Here is a 17,000-nt window from a genome sequence, read left to right on the forward strand (position 1 = left end):
AACCGCATACGAAACAATTTTTTTATCACATCAATCAAGGAAAACCGATGAAATTTCAATTGAAAAGTATGGTGTTGGCAGTGTCTTGTCTGCTTGCTGGCGGTGCATCTGCACAATCACAGGTGTCCGTCGAAGGTTTGCTCGACGTGACTCTGGGTTCCGTTAAATACAGTGGCGACAGCGGTCGTCAGGCTGTCGTTAACAGTGGCGGTATGACGACATCGTGGGTCGGTTTCAAAGGTGTTGAAGATCTGGGCGGCGGTTTGAAAGCTGATTTTGCATTAACCAGTTTCTTGCAGGCAGATACCGGCGCCTCTGGCCGTTTCAGCGGCGACACCATGTTTTCGCGCGATGCGAACGTTGGTTTGTCCGGCTCTTTCGGTAAAGTGTCGCTGGGTCGCGGTCTGGCACCAAGTTTTTTGCCAACCGTGATTTTCAATCCGTTCGGTGATTCTTTCAGCTTCTCGCCATTGGTATTACACACCTGGGTTTCCAGCGGTAATTATGCTGCCCGCACCTGGGCCAATTCCGCCGCAGGTGACTCTGGCTGGAGTAACGAGATCGTTTACACGACACCGAATTTTGATGGTCTGAGTGCGAATCTGCATTACCAGTTCGGTGAAAAAGCAGGCAGTACCGGTACTAAAAACGTCGGTATCAATGCCTTGTATTTCAATGGTCCACTCGCTCTGGGCGCTTACTATCATCAGGTGCAGGTCAGCAATCCGCTCAGTGGTGGCGCGATTGTGGATGCAACAGCAGCGCCTGTGAATTATGCGTCGATCAATAATCAGAAAACTTACTTTGTTGCCGGTAGCTATGACCTGACAGTAGCAAAACTGTTTGCGACATATTCTTCGAGCAAAGATGACACGACCAGCCCGAAATCACTGGATGACAAAACTTACAGTCTGGGTGTGAAAGCACCGGCTGGCGGTGGCGACATTTTGCTGGCATTTGCGAATACTAAACGCACAGGCAGCCTGGTTGGTGCGGATCTGAAGCGTGATACCTTCTCCGCAGGCTACGACTACAATCTGTCGAAACGTACTGACGTCTACGCGTTAGTGATGAGCGACAAACTCAACACGGCTGACCGTGCAACCAGCGTTGCTGCCGGTATCCGTCACCGTTTCTGATCATCAGTCACTCAGCAATAAAACAAAAAACCGCATGAATCATGCGGTTTTTTTTTATGGTGATGCGATTGTGCAGCGAGCCTGCTGCGCGCTTTGTTTAACCCGGGCTTTGATAAATCACTTTATCGAGTTCCGGCAAACCGTACACATCTTCATTGCTTAAAAAATCATCAAACGGGCCGACCTTGCTGACCTGGTTGCCGTGTTTGAAAACGATCTGCAAACCGTCTTCCTGATTCCAGTCGCAATCACATTCGAATAACACATACACCGCGCGGTCACCATTGCTGCGGCGGCAAACCAGCGCTTCATTGCCGAACTGAATGTGCTGCCAGATACCAGCTGGTTCGCTGATTTCCACACAGGGCAGACCTTCCGCTTTCGCCAGACGTGCCCAGTCGAGATAGTAGTTAAAGACCGGCGTTTCTGCGGCCTTCAGCGTAGCGCTGCTGAGCGTGATGAAATTGCTGATCGCATCGGAAAAATCCTGCGGACGCGGATCGGTTTCATAGCCTTCGATCAGAAATTCACATGGCGTATTGTTAAAAGCGGCGATGTTAAACGCGTCGCTGATCAGCCAGTCGTTTTCTTCGTCTTTGATCAGTGTGCCGAGTGGAGGGATTTGCATAGAGATTCCATAAAAACAGGCGTGAGGTGCAGCGTCCACAGATGCCGTGGCGCTGATCAGTCCGGGCGACGCATTTTATCAATATATCCACCCGGACGGTGAGCTAATTCGCGTGGTGTTGATGCAGGCCAGCCTTGTCGGACTGAAAGGAGAACCCCGTTTTTGCCAGCTTAAATTATTTGTCCGGACACGCCATGTGAGTCAGAAATGATGGTTTCGGGACGTTCAGGGCTCTAAATATACTCCCACCAGTATATTTTAAAGCCCTTTGTTTATAAGGAGGTAAAGGCATTTTTTACACATACTCCCCTTTTTTACTGTTTTTTTTTGCGTTTTCAGGAGATTTTTAAGCGTTTTTCAGATAGGCATCGAGCGCGTCGTACCAGACCTGTTTCTGCGCATCTGAGACGAAGGACGCTTCAAAACTATTCCGCGCCAGTTGCACCAGTTCTTCGCGACTCAACGCCAGCGCATCGGCGGTGGCGATGAAATTGGCGTTCATATAGCCACCGAAATAAGCCGGGTCATCTGAATTGATCGTCACACATAAGCCATCACGCAGCATGCGCGCCAGATTGTGTTCGCGCAAATCCTTCACCACGCATAATTTGAGATTCGACAGCGGGCAAACCGTCAGCGGAATGCGGCTGGTTTTTAAACGCTGCATCAGCGCCGGATCTTCTTCCGCCCGTACACCGTGGTCGATACGTTCGACTTCCAGCACATCCAGCGCACTATGGATATACGCTGGTGGGCCTTCTTCACCGGCATGGGCGACCAGCCGGAAACCCATGGCCTGGGCGATCGTAAACACATGGGCGAATTTTTCCGGCGGATTGCCGACTTCGGCCGAATCCAGACCGACACCGGTCCAGACATCAGCATAGGCCTCACGCAACGGCAATGCGGCTTCCAGCGTTGCCAGCGCACTTTCTTCACTCAGATGCCGGAGGAAACACAAAATCATGCTGCCGGAAAAACCGTATGCTGCTTTCGCTTCACGCAAGGCGCGGGCAATACCGGAAAACACCGTTTCTATGGCGATGCCGCGTTCGGTGTGGGTTTGCGGATCGAAGAATAATTCGACGTGGCAGACATGATCGGCGCGGGCGCGCTGTATGTAAGCATGGGTCAGATCGAAGAAATCCTGTTCGGTCTGCAAGACGGCGGCACCGGCGTAATACAGATTCAGAAACGATTGTAGATCTTCAAAGTCGTAGGCGGCACGGACTTCTTCGACACTGGCATACGGCAGGCTGACGCCGTTTTTCCGGGCAAGCTCGAACATCATTTCCGGCTCCAGCGAGCCTTCGATGTGTAAGTGAAGTTCGGCTTTCGGCAAGCCGCGGATAAATTCGTGTAAAGAATTACTCATGCTGTTTATTCCGCTGTGTGAGTGATGGAGGCGAAGTCCGGCAGTGTAGGTGTCTTCGCCCAGAGTTGCAATAACTGTGCCGCGACGGCAATGGCGATGACACCGGGTTCTTTGCCGCTGATACCGTCGATACCGATAGGGCAGACCATCGTCGCCAGCCGCGCGGCACTTATCTGACGCTCCTGCAAACGGTGTTCAAAGCGGGCGCGTTTCGTTTGTGAGCCGATCAGACCGAACCAGGCGGCATCGTTCTTACGCAGAATATGCTCACTCAGCAGCAGATCCAGACCGTGGTGATGGGTCATAACTAGAAAGTAAGCGCCTGCTTCGGCTTGAGCAATCACAGCTTCGGGGCTGTCAGTGGCTTCAGTTTGTACCGATAGTGGTAAATGCGGCGGGAACAAATGGTCGCGCTCATCGACCCAGGTAATGCGGCAAGGGGTTTGCTGTAATACGTTGACCAGCGCACTACCGACATGACCGGCACCGAACAGGTACAGATGCGGTAATTGCGCTTGCTGTCGCTGAAATTCGGCATAGCGCGCCAGCTTTTGTTCGGTCGTCCAGCTATCGGTGCGTTCGAGCATGATGCTGACTGCGCCGCCACAACATTGACCGAGGCTGGGGCCAAGCGCCAGATCGAGATGGCGGGTGGCGGCATTATGCTCAGCGCTTTCCGCCAGCCACAGACGGGCATGCGCAATCGCTTTCCATTCGAGATGACCACCGCCTATCGTGTCGTACTGGTGCTGCGCCGTGACCAGCATGCGCGTGCCAGTGCCGCGCGGCGTCGAGCCTTTAGCTGCCGTGACCGTGATCAGGATCGCAGGCGCATTGTCGGGCAGAGTCAGCAGGCTTTCCAGCCAGCTTTTGTGGGAGTGGATATGCATGACCAGATGGTTGAGCGGTGCAGAGTAGCAAAAACAGCAAAGTAGCAAGATAGCAGTTTGCCGGAGCGAAGATATACACGGCAGCTGATGCCGTGTATAGGCGGACGGATATCAGTAAGGATCAGTGCAGCAGAACACTTTGCCGCATACATCCATCATACTGACCGAGAAAATCGTCGATCTCTTCTATGCTGGGTTCGCTTGCGATCAGCTCGGTGACGCCATGCCGGAAACTCAGTGCCTGCGGACCACCGATAAACCATTCACGACGTACTGCTTTGTCGGTAATTTCGTAGCCGCCAAAACGCAGAGCCTCGTGCTCGGCATCTTCGCTGTATTCAACGACGCTGTAGTTTTCGCTGTTATAAATAAGATTCATTTTGCATCCTTTCTGGCTGGAGAAATGACTTCCTCATATAGACCGGACATGGTGCTGTTAGCAGCAAATTTCAAGTTAGGACTTGCGCAAAGTCACCCCAGCGGTGTTATGGCTCCTAGCCGTACTATTCGTACTGCCTTCGTCGCCACGCCGTGCCGGGACAAATTGCGTCAGTCCTGCAAGTAAGCAAAAAACGTGCTGCCTGACAGAGGTTACGGTGCCGCGATGAATAGCTTTAGTTTATTCTGAAAATTTACAGAGAAACAGATTCTTCTGTTGTCAGTAACTGGTCGTAAGGTGCTTGTTGTAAAGTCAGCCTGAGATTGTCGAGATGTTCACTACTGGCAACGCCGAGATAAACGCGTTGTGGCCGTTGCCGGAGCGCGCGGTTGAGGCTGACCCGCATGGTCAGATTGCCGATACAGCAAAAACAGCCGGGGGCAATTCTTTGCAAATGGAGTTGAACGCTGTTGTCCAGTAGCAGATCGCCCTCTGGCAAGCCTTCCAGCAGAACGGCGATGAAGGCAGAGCCGGTATTACTTGCCTGATCACGGGCAATGCGGGCGGCGATGTGGGCTTCCCGCTGGCGATAGCTGCCACCGCTGACGAGCGTCAGCGGCACGGCAGTTTGCAGATTATTCGCCGCGTTTGGCGTATTTGACAGACTCGACACCGAGTTGTTTGAGTTTGCGGTAAAGGTGGGTGCGTTCAAGGCCGGTTTTTTCGGCAACGCGCGTCATGCTGCCGCCTTCACGGTTTAAATGATATTCAAAATAAATCCGTTCAAACGCGTCCCGGGCTTCGCGCAAAGGTAAATCAAACGACAGACTGGCGAATTGATTTGCAGGCGCACTCGCTGCTGCCGGAGTGGCATTGAACTGGCGAGACTCAAAGGCGCCGCCACTAGCTTGTACGCCGCCCTGAGTCAGGCTGGGATGGTTGTGATCGCTGCTGATGACGCGCAATGCTGGCGCTGCCGGACGTACAGGCTCAGGTGTACGGGTCAGCCCTTGTTGCACGGCTTTGAGCAGTTTTTGCAGAGCAATGGGTTTTTCCAGAAAGTTCAGCGCACCAATACGGGTTGCTTCGACCGCGGTGTCGATAGTTGCATGACCCGACATCATGATGACCGGCATGGTCAGCAAACCATCGCGCTGCCACTCTTTGAGTAAGGTGACGCCGTCGGTATCGGGCATCCAGATATCCAACAACACCAGATCGGGTTTTGCTTCCTGTCGGGCCAGTCGTGCCTGCTGCGCGTTTTCCGCGAGTTGCACCACATGTCCCTCATCTCCCAGAATTTCCGAGAGTAATTCCCGGATACCCATTTCATCATCTACGACCAGAATATTTGCCATAAATCTACCCTATTACTGCCCTTGTGGTTTTGTCTTTCTTATTTCCGCATTAATCTTCGTTAATGTCGAATGGAAATCAGCCTGTTCATGCTGTTTTTGAGTCCGGTGCTAACTTTAACAGCAAAATCGCTACTTTTGCACCGTTTGTATCACTGCGATTCTGAATATCGATACGACCACCGTGTTCATCGATGATTTTTTTCACCATGGCAAGTCCTAACCCGGTTCCACGTGGTTTCGACGTCGCATAAGGCTCAAAAGCGCGCGCCAGAATTTTGCTGGAAAATCCGGGTCCGTTATCGATAATCGACAGTTTCACTGCGCTGCAGACGTCCTGCGCTTTGCTATTGTAATGAACGACTTCGGTGATCACATCAATGCGAGCCGGCTCTTCGGATTGAGGGCGGTCAGCAACGGCATCCTGCGCATTTTGCAGCAGGTTATGGATGACCTGACGCAGTTGCGTTGCATCGCCCATAATTTTTGGCAAATCCGGTGCCAGATGCAGGCGGATGATATCGCGGTCATCGCCCGCCAGATACAGATGCAGCACTTCATCGATCAGTTCACCGAGATCAAGTTGCGACAAGACTGCCGGCGGAGTTTTTGCATAATCGCGGAAGTCGTCAACCATGCGCTTCATCGACGACACCTGATTCACGATTGTCGTTGTACTCTTATTCAGAATGGCAGCGTCGGTTTCATTCAGCTTATCCTGCAATTTCATCTGCAGACGTTCTGCGGAGAGTTGTATCGGCGTCAGGGGATTTTTAATTTCGTGCGCCAGTCGTCGAGCGACCTCGCCCCAGGCGATGGAGCGCTGCGCCGAGATGATATTGCTGATGTCATCGAACACGATGACGTAACCATTGCCGGCGCCGACCGGTAAATGCGAACCGCGGGCGAGCAGGGTAATGCTCTGTTTGTCGTCATTCGGCATCGCATCGGACGCTGGCTCTGTGGTTTTGACAGCATCAGGACGCGGCACTTCGATTTGTTGTTGCCAGTGTTCCTGCTGCTCTTTGCCACCGGCGGCCGATTGTGCATGCTGTTCTGAAAAGGCTTTGTCGATGGCATCGGCAAATTCATGCATGCCATTGATATCCGTCAGCGGCCGGCCGATCTCAGCTTCCAGCGGTCGTTGCAGTATGCGTTCGACGGATTCATTACAGGTAACCAGATGGCCGGCCTGGTCCAGCACCATCACACCGGCTGACATATTGGCCAGCACCGATTCCAGATAGGCCTTGGCATTTTCCAGTTCACTGCGGTTTTTTTCGACGGCGGCACGCGCATCGAATAACTGGCGTGTCATAGTGTTAAACGATTTCGTCAGGCTGCCGAGTTCATCCGTGCTGGTGACGATAGGGCGTGGTGAAAAATCACCTTCGGTGACTGCTTTCGTTCCTTCTGCGAGTAACAGCAAGGGGCGTGCGAGTTCGCCGGAAATCAGAAAGGCACTGGTAATGGCGGCAAAAATAGCCAGTAACAGGGTCAGCGTCAGCGTGAAAATATACATCGTTTTCAGACTGCCACGGCCGAGCGAACGCAACTGATATTCGGTCGATGCGTTGCGCAGGGCTTCGGCATGTGCTGCCAGATTTGCGGGAACCGGTTGTATCAGTTGCAGGAAATAGGTCTCCCGCTGCAAGGACAGCGCCATATCGCTGGCCTGCAATTGTACAACCACGCGTGAACGCAGGGTTTTATTGCTTTCCTGAGGAAGAATCGGCCGCTTTGTATCGTTCAGTCCGGTGTTTTTACTTATTTCGGCGGCCTCCGGTGCATTAATTTTTTCATCGATGGCGGCAAAGATGCGCGAATTACGTGCCTGCCGCAGCATGTCTGCTGTCGGTAATTCCGGTACCAGGTGTCCGAAATTCTGGCTGGCGGTGGCTACCAGTCTGCCGCGGCTGTTAACGATTGTGGCTTCCTGCACCAGTGCCCGTTCACGCAGACGCGATAACTTGATAGATAAAGGAGTATCTGATGGTGTTGATAACTCACTCGCCATTTCACGTGCTTTCGCCTGCAGATCAGCCAGCAGAAAATCAAGCGCCGCCAGACCGAGGTTTTTACCAGAATCCAGCGCCGATTCGACTTTAACGTCAAACCAGGATTCTATTGAGCGCGATACGAAGGTGACGGACACCGCGTAGATGACCGAGCCCGGCAGTATGCCCACCAGTGCAAACAGCAGCACCAGTCTGGTCATCAGTTTGGAACCGAATTCACGACTGCGGAAACGGCTGAATAAACGCCAGACCAGCGCTGAAATCAACAGCAGTAAAGCGGAAGCGACGACCGCATTGGCGCCGAGCAGCCAGCCATAGTAAGGCTCAAAATTGGCGGAATTCTCAGAGGCGGTAGTCAGTAAAAACAGCAGGATACTCATCAGAGCACCGCCGATAATCAAGGCATACCGCAAAAATCTGGTCACTTGTCTTCAACCTTGAAGGTAAAGCGTTTCCAGTCTGAAGAGAAGCGCCAGTCGCTGTTGTTGAGCGAGGTAATCAGGAAAGTCTTGGGCAAATAACTCAGATCGAGTTTCAGTTTTACCGCGACGTTATAGACTGCACCGGCCGTCAGCGTCCCTTTATCGGCGACGACCCAGCGCCGAGGTCGCAATACCAGCGCGAGCGCTTCTTCTAGGGTTGCAAAATTCTGTTGCAAGCCCTGATTGATCGTGGCGGTGTATTGACGCGTCCAGGGGTTATAGCCTATCCGAACCGTCTGTATTGCACGTATCGTTTTTTCATCGAACCAGTACCAGCGGGGGCGGGTCAGCTCGACTTCGGTGGTGAATGAGATGGGAATTTCTTTAGCGATCGCATCGGTCAGCGCATGGCTGAGCTCGAACGAAAAGCTGGCTGCCAGGCGGTAGCCTTCATCGCTCGCTTCGATTCTGGCTGAGGTGACTTCAGCTTCCGCCGCATGCACAGCCGGAACGATGAGCAACGCCAATAGCGCTAACACAAGTGTCAGCGCTAAGCGGCGTATGTGATTGTTCAGACGAAGGAGCATGCAATCAGGAAATAAAAAACTGAGCCCCAATGATAACGTGAAGCTCGTGTTTTCCGTTAGCTTTGCCCGGGTTTTTGAAACAAGGCATAGAACAAACCGTCATGTTCGTTGTTTGCATCGGACGGATTGGCCATGGTTGGCAATAATTGACCTGGTGCATCAAGACGTATGGCACCATGCCGGGCAGCAAAGGCGGCTGCCTGCGCTTCTGATTCGGCAGGCCAGATCGAGCAGGTGACCATCAGCATTTTGCCGCCGGGAGCCAGCATGCGCCACAAATTATCGAGGATGCGCGACGATAAAGCAGCGAGCTGCGCAGTATCGGTTTTGCGGCGTAACCAGCGGCTATCCGGATGACGGCGTACGACGCCCGAGGCTGTGCAAGGGACATCGGCAAGTATCCGGTCAAACGGCTTGTTATCCCACCAGCCGGAACGACTGGCATCACCTTCTTTGATGGTGGCAGATAATTTCAATCTGGTCAGATTTTCCTGTATGCGTTTGACGCGCAAAGGGTCGATATCCAGCGCCAGCAGGTTGATATCGGCAAGTTCCAGTAAGTGGCAGGTTTTTCCGCCCGGCGCCGCACAGGCATCGAGTACTCGCATCCCGTCCTGTACGTCTAACAGCGGTGCTGCGAGTTGTGCCGCCGCATCCTGCACCGACACCATGCCTGCGTCAAAGCCAGGAATACTGCTGACCGGCATTGGCCTGGACAGACGTACCGCAAACGGCCCGATTTGTGAGGCCTCAATCTGCTGTTCTGCTAATAGCTGCAAATAGGCGGCCGTAGTGATGAGACGGCGATTCACGCGCAAGGTCAGCGGCGGTGCATGATTGCCGGCCGTTAAGATCGCTTGCCAGGCATCCGGATAGGCTGCTTTCGTCTGATCCACCCACCACTGCGGATAATTCCAGACCGCTGCTGGTTGTTTCATGACAAGCTTGAGTAATTCTTCTTTTTCACGAAGATAACGGCGTAACACTGCATTTACCATGCCTTTGGCAAATACCATGTGAGCATTGGCGCTGGCAGCAGTCACCGCCTGATCAACCACCACAAATTCTTCATACGGCGCGTCTTCTCCCTCATTTCTTACCAGCAAAGTCAGTGCGCAGCAGAGCAAACCGTACAACAGCGCCGGTTCCGGTGTCTTGTTCGTCATGGCTTTGAGCAAAGCATCCACACGTCCGACCTGACGCATCGTCCGGTAAGAAATATCCTGAATTGCACCACGCGCCTGCGGCAATGCATTGTTTTGCTGAAAAACCTTGGCCAGTGCCTGTGGCAATGCCGTTCCTTCGAGCACATAGGCGACTGCCTGCGCTGCACCGGAAAGGCTGAAAGCCAGTGAATCCGGCTTCAGCTCCAGCAGTGGCGCTGGTGGCTGAGATTCAGTTGCAGCAGCGACTGTACGAGCCGGTTTGATGGCAGGTTTGCCGAGGATTTTTCTTGGTTGTTCGTGCATATTATTGTTTGGTGAGTAGCAATTTGATTCCCAGACCGACAAATGCTGTTCCGACAAAGCGCTCCAGCCAGAGTTTGTAGCGGGGATTCTGACTTGCGCGGCGCGCTAGTGTACCAGCCAGAAAGGCCGTGCCGCTATTCCACAGCGTGCTCATTAGTACAAAGGTTGCACCCAGCAGCAGAAATGCAGAGGTTTTGTGATTTGCATCAGTTGAGACAAATTGCGGGAAAAACGACAGAAAAAACAGCACTACTTTCGGGTTGAGGATATTGGTGAGTACCGCTTGCCAAAAAATTTTCTGCAGCGGGCGCCGTTCAGGTTCGGTTGAGCGCGCAATCAAGACGGCCGGTTTGCTGAATAACATTCTGACACCAAGATAAATCAGATAGGCACCGCCGGCCAGTTTAATGAGGGTGAAGGCGAGCGCCGAGGTGGCAATGATTGCGGTCAGCCCGAATGCAGATGCGAATGCGTGAAACAGACAGCCAACCGAGATACCGAGCGCAGAAATGAGGCCGGCAGTGCGACCCTGAGCGATGCTGCGACCGACGATATAGGCGGTATCAGGCCCGGGTGTTGCATTGAGCAACATCACAGCCAGACAAAACAAGCCGAAATGAATGATGCCGAATTGTTCCATACTGATTCCTTGGTGATGCTGAGACTCAGGTTCCGCTGTGATAGCTTATTGCAGTGGGTGGTGCGAGATGTTGTTCCTCCAGCCATGTGCGCAGATCGTCAAAGACAGGGGTCGCATCAAGTTCATTAAAAATTTCGTGATAAAAACCCGCGTAATAATGCGCGGTCATCAGTGCCGGTGCGACACCTTTTTCAAAGCGGCGGCTGCCGTCCGGATCGACCAGATGATCATCTTCAGCGACCAGCAGCAGCACCGGTACGGCAATATCTCTGACGTGCTGATGGGTGAACGCCATGGCTGCCTGCATACTGCGCAGCAGACGGGCACTGATTTTAGGGTGTACCAGCGCGTCATTCTGATAGGCCTGAATGACTTCGGCATCATGCGACAGATAGCGGGTTTTCAGACCATTCGGTAACCCGGTTCCAGGAAACAGCGCTAACGCCACTTTGGCAAGTTGCCGTTCAAAGCCGGACATGCGGATTGCTAATGCGGGGGACGACAGTATCAGCGCTTTGAGCGGCGCCAGGTTGGCGGCGGCAAAACGGGCTGCGAACAAGCCTCCCATGCTGTGCCCCAGCAGAATAGGCGGTCCTGCCAGTTGCCGGCTGAAATCCTGAATGATGGTCTGTGCGTCTCTGAGTATTGCCTCGTCGTCAGGCACGTCTCCGGCACCGCCGGAAGACTTGCCGTGACCACGGTGGTCGTAGGTACGGACGGCAAAACCGAGGGCGTTAAAAAAGCGGGCCAGATGCGCATAGCGGCCACAGTGTTCACCCAGACCGTGCATCAGCAGCACACCTGGCGGCGGCTGGTCGCCGTTGGTAGCGAGTGGCCAGTCGCGTACAAACAGACGGGCGCCGTCTTGCATCAGTAAATCAAATTCCTTCGTGTTTTCGATGTGAGCAGTCATGAATCAGACACCCCACACGACGTCTTTTTGCATTTTCTGGGCAGCCTGCAGCATCTCAAGTACCGGAAATGCCCGTGTGGCGAATGACACCGTCACCGACTTTTCATGTTCATTGTCATCTTCGGTCGCATTGTGGTGCATATCGACGTCATGGACGACTTCCGTGGACGCAGGGTGAATTTTGCTCTCGGCAATCGCGGCTTGTATGCTGGCGATCGCTGCGGGTAATTCTGCAGTTGTGATGATGCCTTGCTCGACGTCTTTGTGCAGCAGATCCAGAATGCGCTTTGCATGTTCTTTGTACATGACGATTTCTGCCGCTGCTTTTGATTTGAATGTGATCAGCATAGTGGTCTCCTTATTGGAGTATCAGAGAATAGTTGTCAGATAATTGAGTACAGGTATGCGCTGATATTACCGTGTAAAACGACGCCATGACTACGATGGCAGAGCATAGAGAATCTGATGGAGGCTATCATAATCGGAATTATCTGTGATTGGTGCTTTACTCGGTGCTGAAAGAACTCATGTAAGTGTCGATGATGTCCTGTTTCAATTGTCGTGCCGGCCCGATCGCAATCACCTGATAGACACGCGGTCCTTTTATGATGAAACGCGCCGCCATCGTAACGGCTTCACCGCCAGGTAATTTCCCCTGCACTTCCACCACACCGTCAGGGCTGTCTGCCGTTTTCGTAATCTGTCCCTGTACATTTTTCAGCATTCCGTCTTTCATTGCTTCCGCAACAATGCCAGCTTTGCCTGGCTCATCCAGTCTGACGCTGCCGACAGCAAAATTGACGCCTGCCGCGTCCGCGGCGGTCATCTGCATGTTCAGCTTCAGTCCGGCGAGTTGCACCTCTCGGCTGAAGCTGGCCGCTTTTGCCGGCATCAGTACACGGAAAGGCACATCGCTGCCGCGGACTTCGCGCCAGTCGAACTGCGGACTGCATGCCAGCAGCATCAGTATTGCGGCAGTGCTCAGAATTTTTTTCGTTAACATAGTTTCACTGGCAGACAGTAGAAATAGGGGGAGTATCACTCCTGCTTAATCTGAAACCCGCGTAAAGCAAAGGCGACACCAAGACAAAGTAATAATACTCCCATGAGTATCTGCGGTGCCGGGAGTGTCTGGCGCAAAATGAACGCGTACAACAGAGCCGCCAGAGTTTCAAATACAATCAACTGACCGCTGAGGCTGGTGGCTAATTTCTGACTTGCCCGATTCCACAGCAGCGTACCCAGCCATGATGCCAGTAATCCCAGTGTCAGCATACCCGCAATAAATTTCCCCGGGCTGCTGCCGAACGGGAAAACATAGACCAGTGCCGGCTGCATCATCTGTACTAATCCATACAACAGAAAGCCGCACAGGGCGAGTGGCAGGGTTGCCAAGCCTTGTGCAGTGGCCCAGGTGCCGGAGGTAATTTCCGGGTGATTTTTCAGATAACGGCTGTTCATGATCGGATACCAGGTCCATGCAGCGACGGCAATCAGGGCCAGACCTGTCCCTGTTACATAATCGCTGATGGAACGCTTGCCATCAAGATGGCGTAGCTCTTCACTGTTGACCAGCATGATGCCGCAAAAAATCAGTAACAGCGGCAGCACGAGTTTTTTCCACGCGATAGATTCGGAAGGATGATGCGGTGACCAGTTAGCAAAGACGGCAATCATGACCGGCAAAGTGCCGATGAGCATGGTCGGCAGCGGCGCATCGGCAAGCTGAATCGCACTGGCTAATGCGGCGTAATAAATGATATTGCCGACCGCAGCCAGTTTCAGTGCGCTGCGCCAGTCGGTTTTGCTGAGGGCAAGAATGCGCCGGCGGTCAAACCATGCCGGAATCAGGGCGATCAGACCAAACGCCAGATAGCGGCCAAATGAAAGCACCACGCCGGGATAATCCGGCAATAACAAGGGCGTGATAAATACCAGTCCCCACAATAAACCTGCACCCAGAGCAGCGAGAACGCCGCCTAACATCTTGCCACACTCATTAAAGATCTCTGTTATTGAATCAAGCTGACATCATAGTGGGTTTGATATTGTGAAAGGAAGTTGCGTCACAAAAACAACAACGGGTGTGCCTTTTGCTAACTGATTCAGCGCTATGGGCTTCTTATGCCAGTGGAGTATCATAGAGAACGATAAAACGGCTTCATCTGATCCGGGTGAGGCTGACGAATTTTTCCTCTTTTTTTCATTGGTGCTGCGATGTCGCTTCGTCATTCCGTCCTGCTGGTTGTGTGTCCTTTATTGTTGCTGAGCGCATGTGAACGTCTGGGTATCGCAGATCCGGCGAAGGAAGCGGCACAAAAAGAATCCGATGCGCGGGCAACCGGCAGTGCCTGCCGTCATGCCGGACGCGCGATAGAGGATTGCTACGCGCTCAATCCCGATGCCGCCCGTTCGGCCGTCTATGCCGGATGGAAAGAGATGAACGACTACATGCGCGAAAACAAGATAGAGAATGTGAAACCGGAAATTGCACCGAATGCGCCACCAGTCAAAGAGGAAGAAGCCAGTGCCTCTGAATCCGCATCGGCTTCTGAGTCTGCGTCTGCCAAGTCAAAAAAATAAGCCTGTACCGGTATGTCAGTACATATTCGTCTGATGCGTGAGCAGGATATTCCAGCTGTGTTCCGGGTTCAGACACAGGCTTACGTGAGTGCAATGGTCGAAGCTGAGAGTATCTTCCGCAAGCGGCTGGCGGCTGCACCTGCGACCTGCTGGGTTGCAGAAGATGCGTCAGCTGGCGTCTGCGCCTACCTGATGGCTTATCCGTCAACCAGCGGGAAGATTTCATCTCTGGGCAGTGATTTTCATCCTGCAACCGAGGCGGATAGTTTGTATCTGCACGATCTGGCTGTCGGTACTGCGATGCATGGACGCGGCGTAGGCGTACAACTGGTCAGACACGCGGAGGCTTACGCGACAAGTGCAGGCTGGACGACACTGCATCTGGTTTCGGTACAAAGTACGAAAGCGTTCTGGCAAAAGCAGGGATTTGTTGAAGTGACGGCCTTATCGCCAGAGCAGACATCGGCACTGATGACTTACTCTGGCCCAGCTTATTACTGTGTGAAACAGTTATAGATGAATCGAAGAGACGGTTTATTCTTCGGTTTTTTTCTTGGCTTTCTGTTTCTGGTAAATGATTTTTTTGCTGCCACCTTCACAAACCCCGACGACGCGCAGCTTGGTTTCGGTATCTTTTGGTACGACTTTGAGAGCGTAATCACTGACACCTTTGCCCTCTAACTTGGCATTGATTTTGTCCATGATCGCTTCGCATGGCGTGATGGCTGCCCAGCTCGAAGCGCTGCACAGCAGTAAGCCAGATACCAGACTCTTAGTAAAAATGGGATTCCTCATTTTGTCTTCTCCTTTTCCATGGATGATTTGCTGTTATAAGAACTCATTTCATCAATAGGGGTGAGATGCGTTTGTCTTATAACGTGGGCTGGCAAGGCGGACGAGGCAGTCAATAGCGGGTCTATTGACAACGAGTCCAACGCAGTCCGGCACGCGTTATGAGGCAAACCCTCCGGGAGCGGGCGATTCGGGCGCATTGCTACGTTGCGCCGCTTGCTAAGGCGCCAGCCTTAGCTGCACGTCACGCCTTGCACTGCATCCCGAATCACCTTGCTCGCACTCATCCCTATTGCTGAAATGAGTTCTGGTTAAAAGCTGGTGATAAAACCGTACCATTTCCAGATAGTTTTTAACAGAGATGCGTTCATTTGTTCCATGAAAACGTGGTAAATCCTCACTAGTTGCCCGGACGGGTGAAAATTTAAATATGTTCGGGCTCAGTTTTTCGAAATGCCGTGAGTCTGTTGCGCCCAGCATCAGACCCGGGGCGACGATGGTATTCGCGAAGACTTCACGTATGGTCTTGTGCAATGTCCGGTAAGCTTCAGAGTCAACCGGCGATACTCTGGATGGTTCAGAATTACCGTTGAGAGAGTTGATACGGATCGCATCATTACCGATCGTGGTTTTGATATGTTCCATCACGCTGGCCTGAGTGTCGCCTGGCAAGGTACGGAAATTCACGGTTGCCTGAATATGTCCCGGCAGGACGTTATCTTTATTCCCCGCATGAATCATCGTCAGTGCCGTGGTCGTTCTCAGCGTTGCGTTGGTACTGGCGCTTTTTTCAAGCTCATGTTGTACCAACGGCGCAAATAACCACAGATTCGATAACAAGACACGGTTCAGACCGTGCATTTCGGGCGCAATGGTTTCAAACATATCGAGCGCAACACCACGGATATTAGCTGGTAACTGATGTTGTTCAAGTTTGCTCAGCGCGCTGCTCATCATACCTATCGCTGTTTTTTGTGGCGGCATAGACGAATGACCAGGCGTGGCATCCAGACTGAGCTGCATGCTGGCATAGCCTTTTTCGGCAACACCGATCAATGCTGCAGACTGGTCGAGTCCTTTTAAAATACCTTCCGTGACCAGCATTCCTTCATCCAGTATGAAATCAAAGCGGATATTCCGGTGTTCTAACAATGCTGCAATCGCTTTCGCACCGTGCAGACCGCCGGATTCTTCGTCATGCCCAAAGGCGAGATAAATTGTCTGGCGCGGTTGAAATCCTGTGGCAAGCGCGGTTTCTATGGCTTCCATGATGGCAAATAAATTGCCCTTATCGTCCCACGCACCGCGTCCCCAGATATAGCCATCTTTGACCTCGCCTCCAAACGGCGCTTCCTGCCACAAGTGCTCTGTACCGGGAGCAACCGGTACGACATCTTGGTGTGCCATCAGCAATATCGGTTTGGCATTAGTGTCCGTGCCTTGCCAGCGATACAGCAAGCTATACTGGGCGACGATATCGCGCTGCAATTTTGCGTGAACCAAGGGAAACGACTTTTCCAGTAAGGTGTGTAATGCAGTAAATGCTGCTGCATGTACCTGCTCCTTGTCCGCCCCCGAGATTGTTTGCAGACGCAGTGCACTTGCCAGACGTTGTGCCGCCCCTTGCTCATCCAGTTGAATGATCGCTGCCGCTTGCACCGGTATTTGTCTGGAAGACTGGCGCAGCGTGTTGGCGCCAATGATCAGAACTAAACTCAGTAAAGTAATGGAGAGAAATAAAAAAATCCGCCTGATCATGGTACTTTCTCATTGAATAGGATAAATTGCCAATTTAGACAGCCTATCATTT

The 17,000-nt window shown here is 52.6% G+C and carries 19 protein-coding genes; 3 read left to right on the top strand and 16 right to left on the bottom strand.

Features of this window, described 5'->3' with window-relative positions:
* The first annotated feature begins 47 nt into the window (after positions 1–47).
* Positions 48–1,139, top strand: coding sequence for a porin (locus ACPAOP_RS06055; protein WP_423709662.1), 1,092 nt, complete (start codon positions 48–50; stop codon positions 1,137–1,139).
* Positions 1,140–1,236: 97 nt separating this feature from the next.
* Here ACPAOP_RS06055 and ACPAOP_RS06060 read toward each other — a convergent pair whose 3' ends face one another.
* The 14 genes from ACPAOP_RS06060 to ACPAOP_RS06125 form a co-directional block, all read right to left on the bottom strand.
* Positions 1,237–1,767: a DUF6985 domain-containing protein gene (locus tag ACPAOP_RS06060; protein ID WP_423709663.1), complete on the bottom strand. Its 531-nt coding sequence runs from the start codon at positions 1,765–1,767 to the stop codon at positions 1,237–1,239.
* A 346-nt stretch (positions 1,768–2,113) separates the two neighbouring features.
* On the bottom strand, positions 2,114–3,142 hold the full coding sequence (locus tag ACPAOP_RS06065; RefSeq protein WP_423709664.1) for an adenosine deaminase: 1,029 nt from the start codon (positions 3,140–3,142) through the stop codon (positions 2,114–2,116).
* A gap of 5 nt (positions 3,143–3,147) precedes the next feature.
* Positions 3,148–4,032 carry a xanthine dehydrogenase accessory protein XdhC gene (gene xdhC / locus ACPAOP_RS06070; RefSeq protein WP_423709665.1) on the bottom strand — a complete coding sequence of 295 codons (885 nt, stop codon included), beginning with the start codon at positions 4,030–4,032 and terminating at the stop codon, positions 3,148–3,150.
* Positions 4,033–4,153: 121 nt separating this feature from the next.
* The gene (locus ACPAOP_RS06075) at positions 4,154–4,411 is read right to left on the bottom strand and encodes a BTH_I0359 family protein (RefSeq protein ID WP_423709666.1); all 258 of its coding nucleotides are present in this window, start codon (positions 4,409–4,411) and stop codon (positions 4,154–4,156) included.
* A 253-nt stretch (positions 4,412–4,664) separates the two neighbouring features.
* Positions 4,665–5,084, bottom strand: coding sequence for a GTPase (locus tag ACPAOP_RS06080; RefSeq protein WP_423709667.1), 420 nt, complete (start codon positions 5,082–5,084; stop codon positions 4,665–4,667).
* Complete coding sequence (locus tag ACPAOP_RS06085) at positions 5,047–5,769, bottom strand: response regulator (RefSeq protein WP_423680383.1); 723 nt, start codon at positions 5,767–5,769, stop codon at positions 5,047–5,049. Before ACPAOP_RS06085 ends, ACPAOP_RS06080 begins: the two co-directional genes overlap by 38 nt.
* A gap of 85 nt (positions 5,770–5,854) precedes the next feature.
* Positions 5,855–8,209: an ATP-binding protein gene (locus ACPAOP_RS06090; protein WP_423680384.1), complete on the bottom strand. Its 2,355-nt coding sequence runs from the start codon at positions 8,207–8,209 to the stop codon at positions 5,855–5,857.
* Complete coding sequence (locus tag ACPAOP_RS06095; protein WP_423709668.1) at positions 8,206–8,793, bottom strand: DUF4390 domain-containing protein; 588 nt, start codon at positions 8,791–8,793, stop codon at positions 8,206–8,208. Before ACPAOP_RS06095 ends, ACPAOP_RS06090 begins: the two co-directional genes overlap by 4 nt.
* A 56-nt stretch (positions 8,794–8,849) precedes the next feature.
* Complete coding sequence (rsmB, locus tag ACPAOP_RS06100) at positions 8,850–10,262, bottom strand: 16S rRNA (cytosine(967)-C(5))-methyltransferase RsmB (protein WP_423709669.1); 1,413 nt, start codon at positions 10,260–10,262, stop codon at positions 8,850–8,852.
* A 1-nt stretch (position 10,263) separates the two neighbouring features.
* Positions 10,264–10,902 (bottom strand): LysE family translocator, encoded by a 639-nt coding sequence (locus ACPAOP_RS06105; RefSeq protein WP_423680388.1) that lies wholly within the window; start codon positions 10,900–10,902, stop codon positions 10,264–10,266.
* Positions 10,903–10,927: 25 nt separating this feature from the next.
* Complete coding sequence (locus tag ACPAOP_RS06110; RefSeq protein WP_423709670.1) at positions 10,928–11,815, bottom strand: lysophospholipase; 888 nt, start codon at positions 11,813–11,815, stop codon at positions 10,928–10,930.
* 3 nt (positions 11,816–11,818) lie between these two features.
* Entirely contained in the window at positions 11,819–12,163 is a 345-nt protein-coding gene (locus ACPAOP_RS06115; RefSeq protein ID WP_423680390.1) for a DUF1840 domain-containing protein, read from the bottom strand.
* 157 nt (positions 12,164–12,320) lie between these two features.
* Positions 12,321–12,818, bottom strand: coding sequence for a hypothetical protein (locus ACPAOP_RS06120; RefSeq protein WP_423709671.1), 498 nt, complete (start codon positions 12,816–12,818; stop codon positions 12,321–12,323).
* A gap of 35 nt (positions 12,819–12,853) precedes the next feature.
* Complete coding sequence (locus tag ACPAOP_RS06125) at positions 12,854–13,801, bottom strand: DMT family transporter (protein ID WP_423709672.1); 948 nt, start codon at positions 13,799–13,801, stop codon at positions 12,854–12,856.
* Positions 13,802–14,032: 231 nt separating this feature from the next.
* Here ACPAOP_RS06125 and ACPAOP_RS06130 point away from each other — a divergent pair, with 231 nt between their 5' ends.
* Both ACPAOP_RS06130 and ACPAOP_RS06135 read left to right on the top strand, forming a co-directional pair.
* A complete protein-coding gene (locus tag ACPAOP_RS06130; RefSeq protein ID WP_423680393.1) occupies positions 14,033–14,398 on the top strand; it encodes a hypothetical protein in 366 nt (121 codons plus the stop codon).
* Positions 14,399–14,410: 12 nt separating this feature from the next.
* Entirely contained in the window at positions 14,411–14,914 is a 504-nt protein-coding gene (locus ACPAOP_RS06135) for a GNAT family N-acetyltransferase (protein WP_423709673.1), read from the top strand.
* A gap of 18 nt (positions 14,915–14,932) precedes the next feature.
* Here ACPAOP_RS06135 and ACPAOP_RS06140 read toward each other — a convergent pair whose 3' ends face one another.
* Together ACPAOP_RS06140 and ACPAOP_RS06145 are read right to left on the bottom strand one after the other, a co-directional pair.
* Entirely contained in the window at positions 14,933–15,193 is a 261-nt protein-coding gene (locus ACPAOP_RS06140; protein ID WP_423709674.1) for a DUF1161 domain-containing protein, read from the bottom strand.
* Between the two features lie 216 nt (positions 15,194–15,409).
* Positions 15,410–16,948, bottom strand: a complete 1,539-nt coding sequence (locus ACPAOP_RS06145) for a M20 family peptidase (protein ID WP_423680395.1) — start codon at positions 16,946–16,948, stop codon at positions 15,410–15,412.
* Positions 16,949–17,000 lie beyond the last annotated feature (52 nt).

This window comes from Undibacterium sp. WLX3042 (assembly GCF_049544825.1).
Classification (GTDB): domain Bacteria; phylum Pseudomonadota; class Gammaproteobacteria; order Burkholderiales; family Burkholderiaceae_D; genus Undibacterium.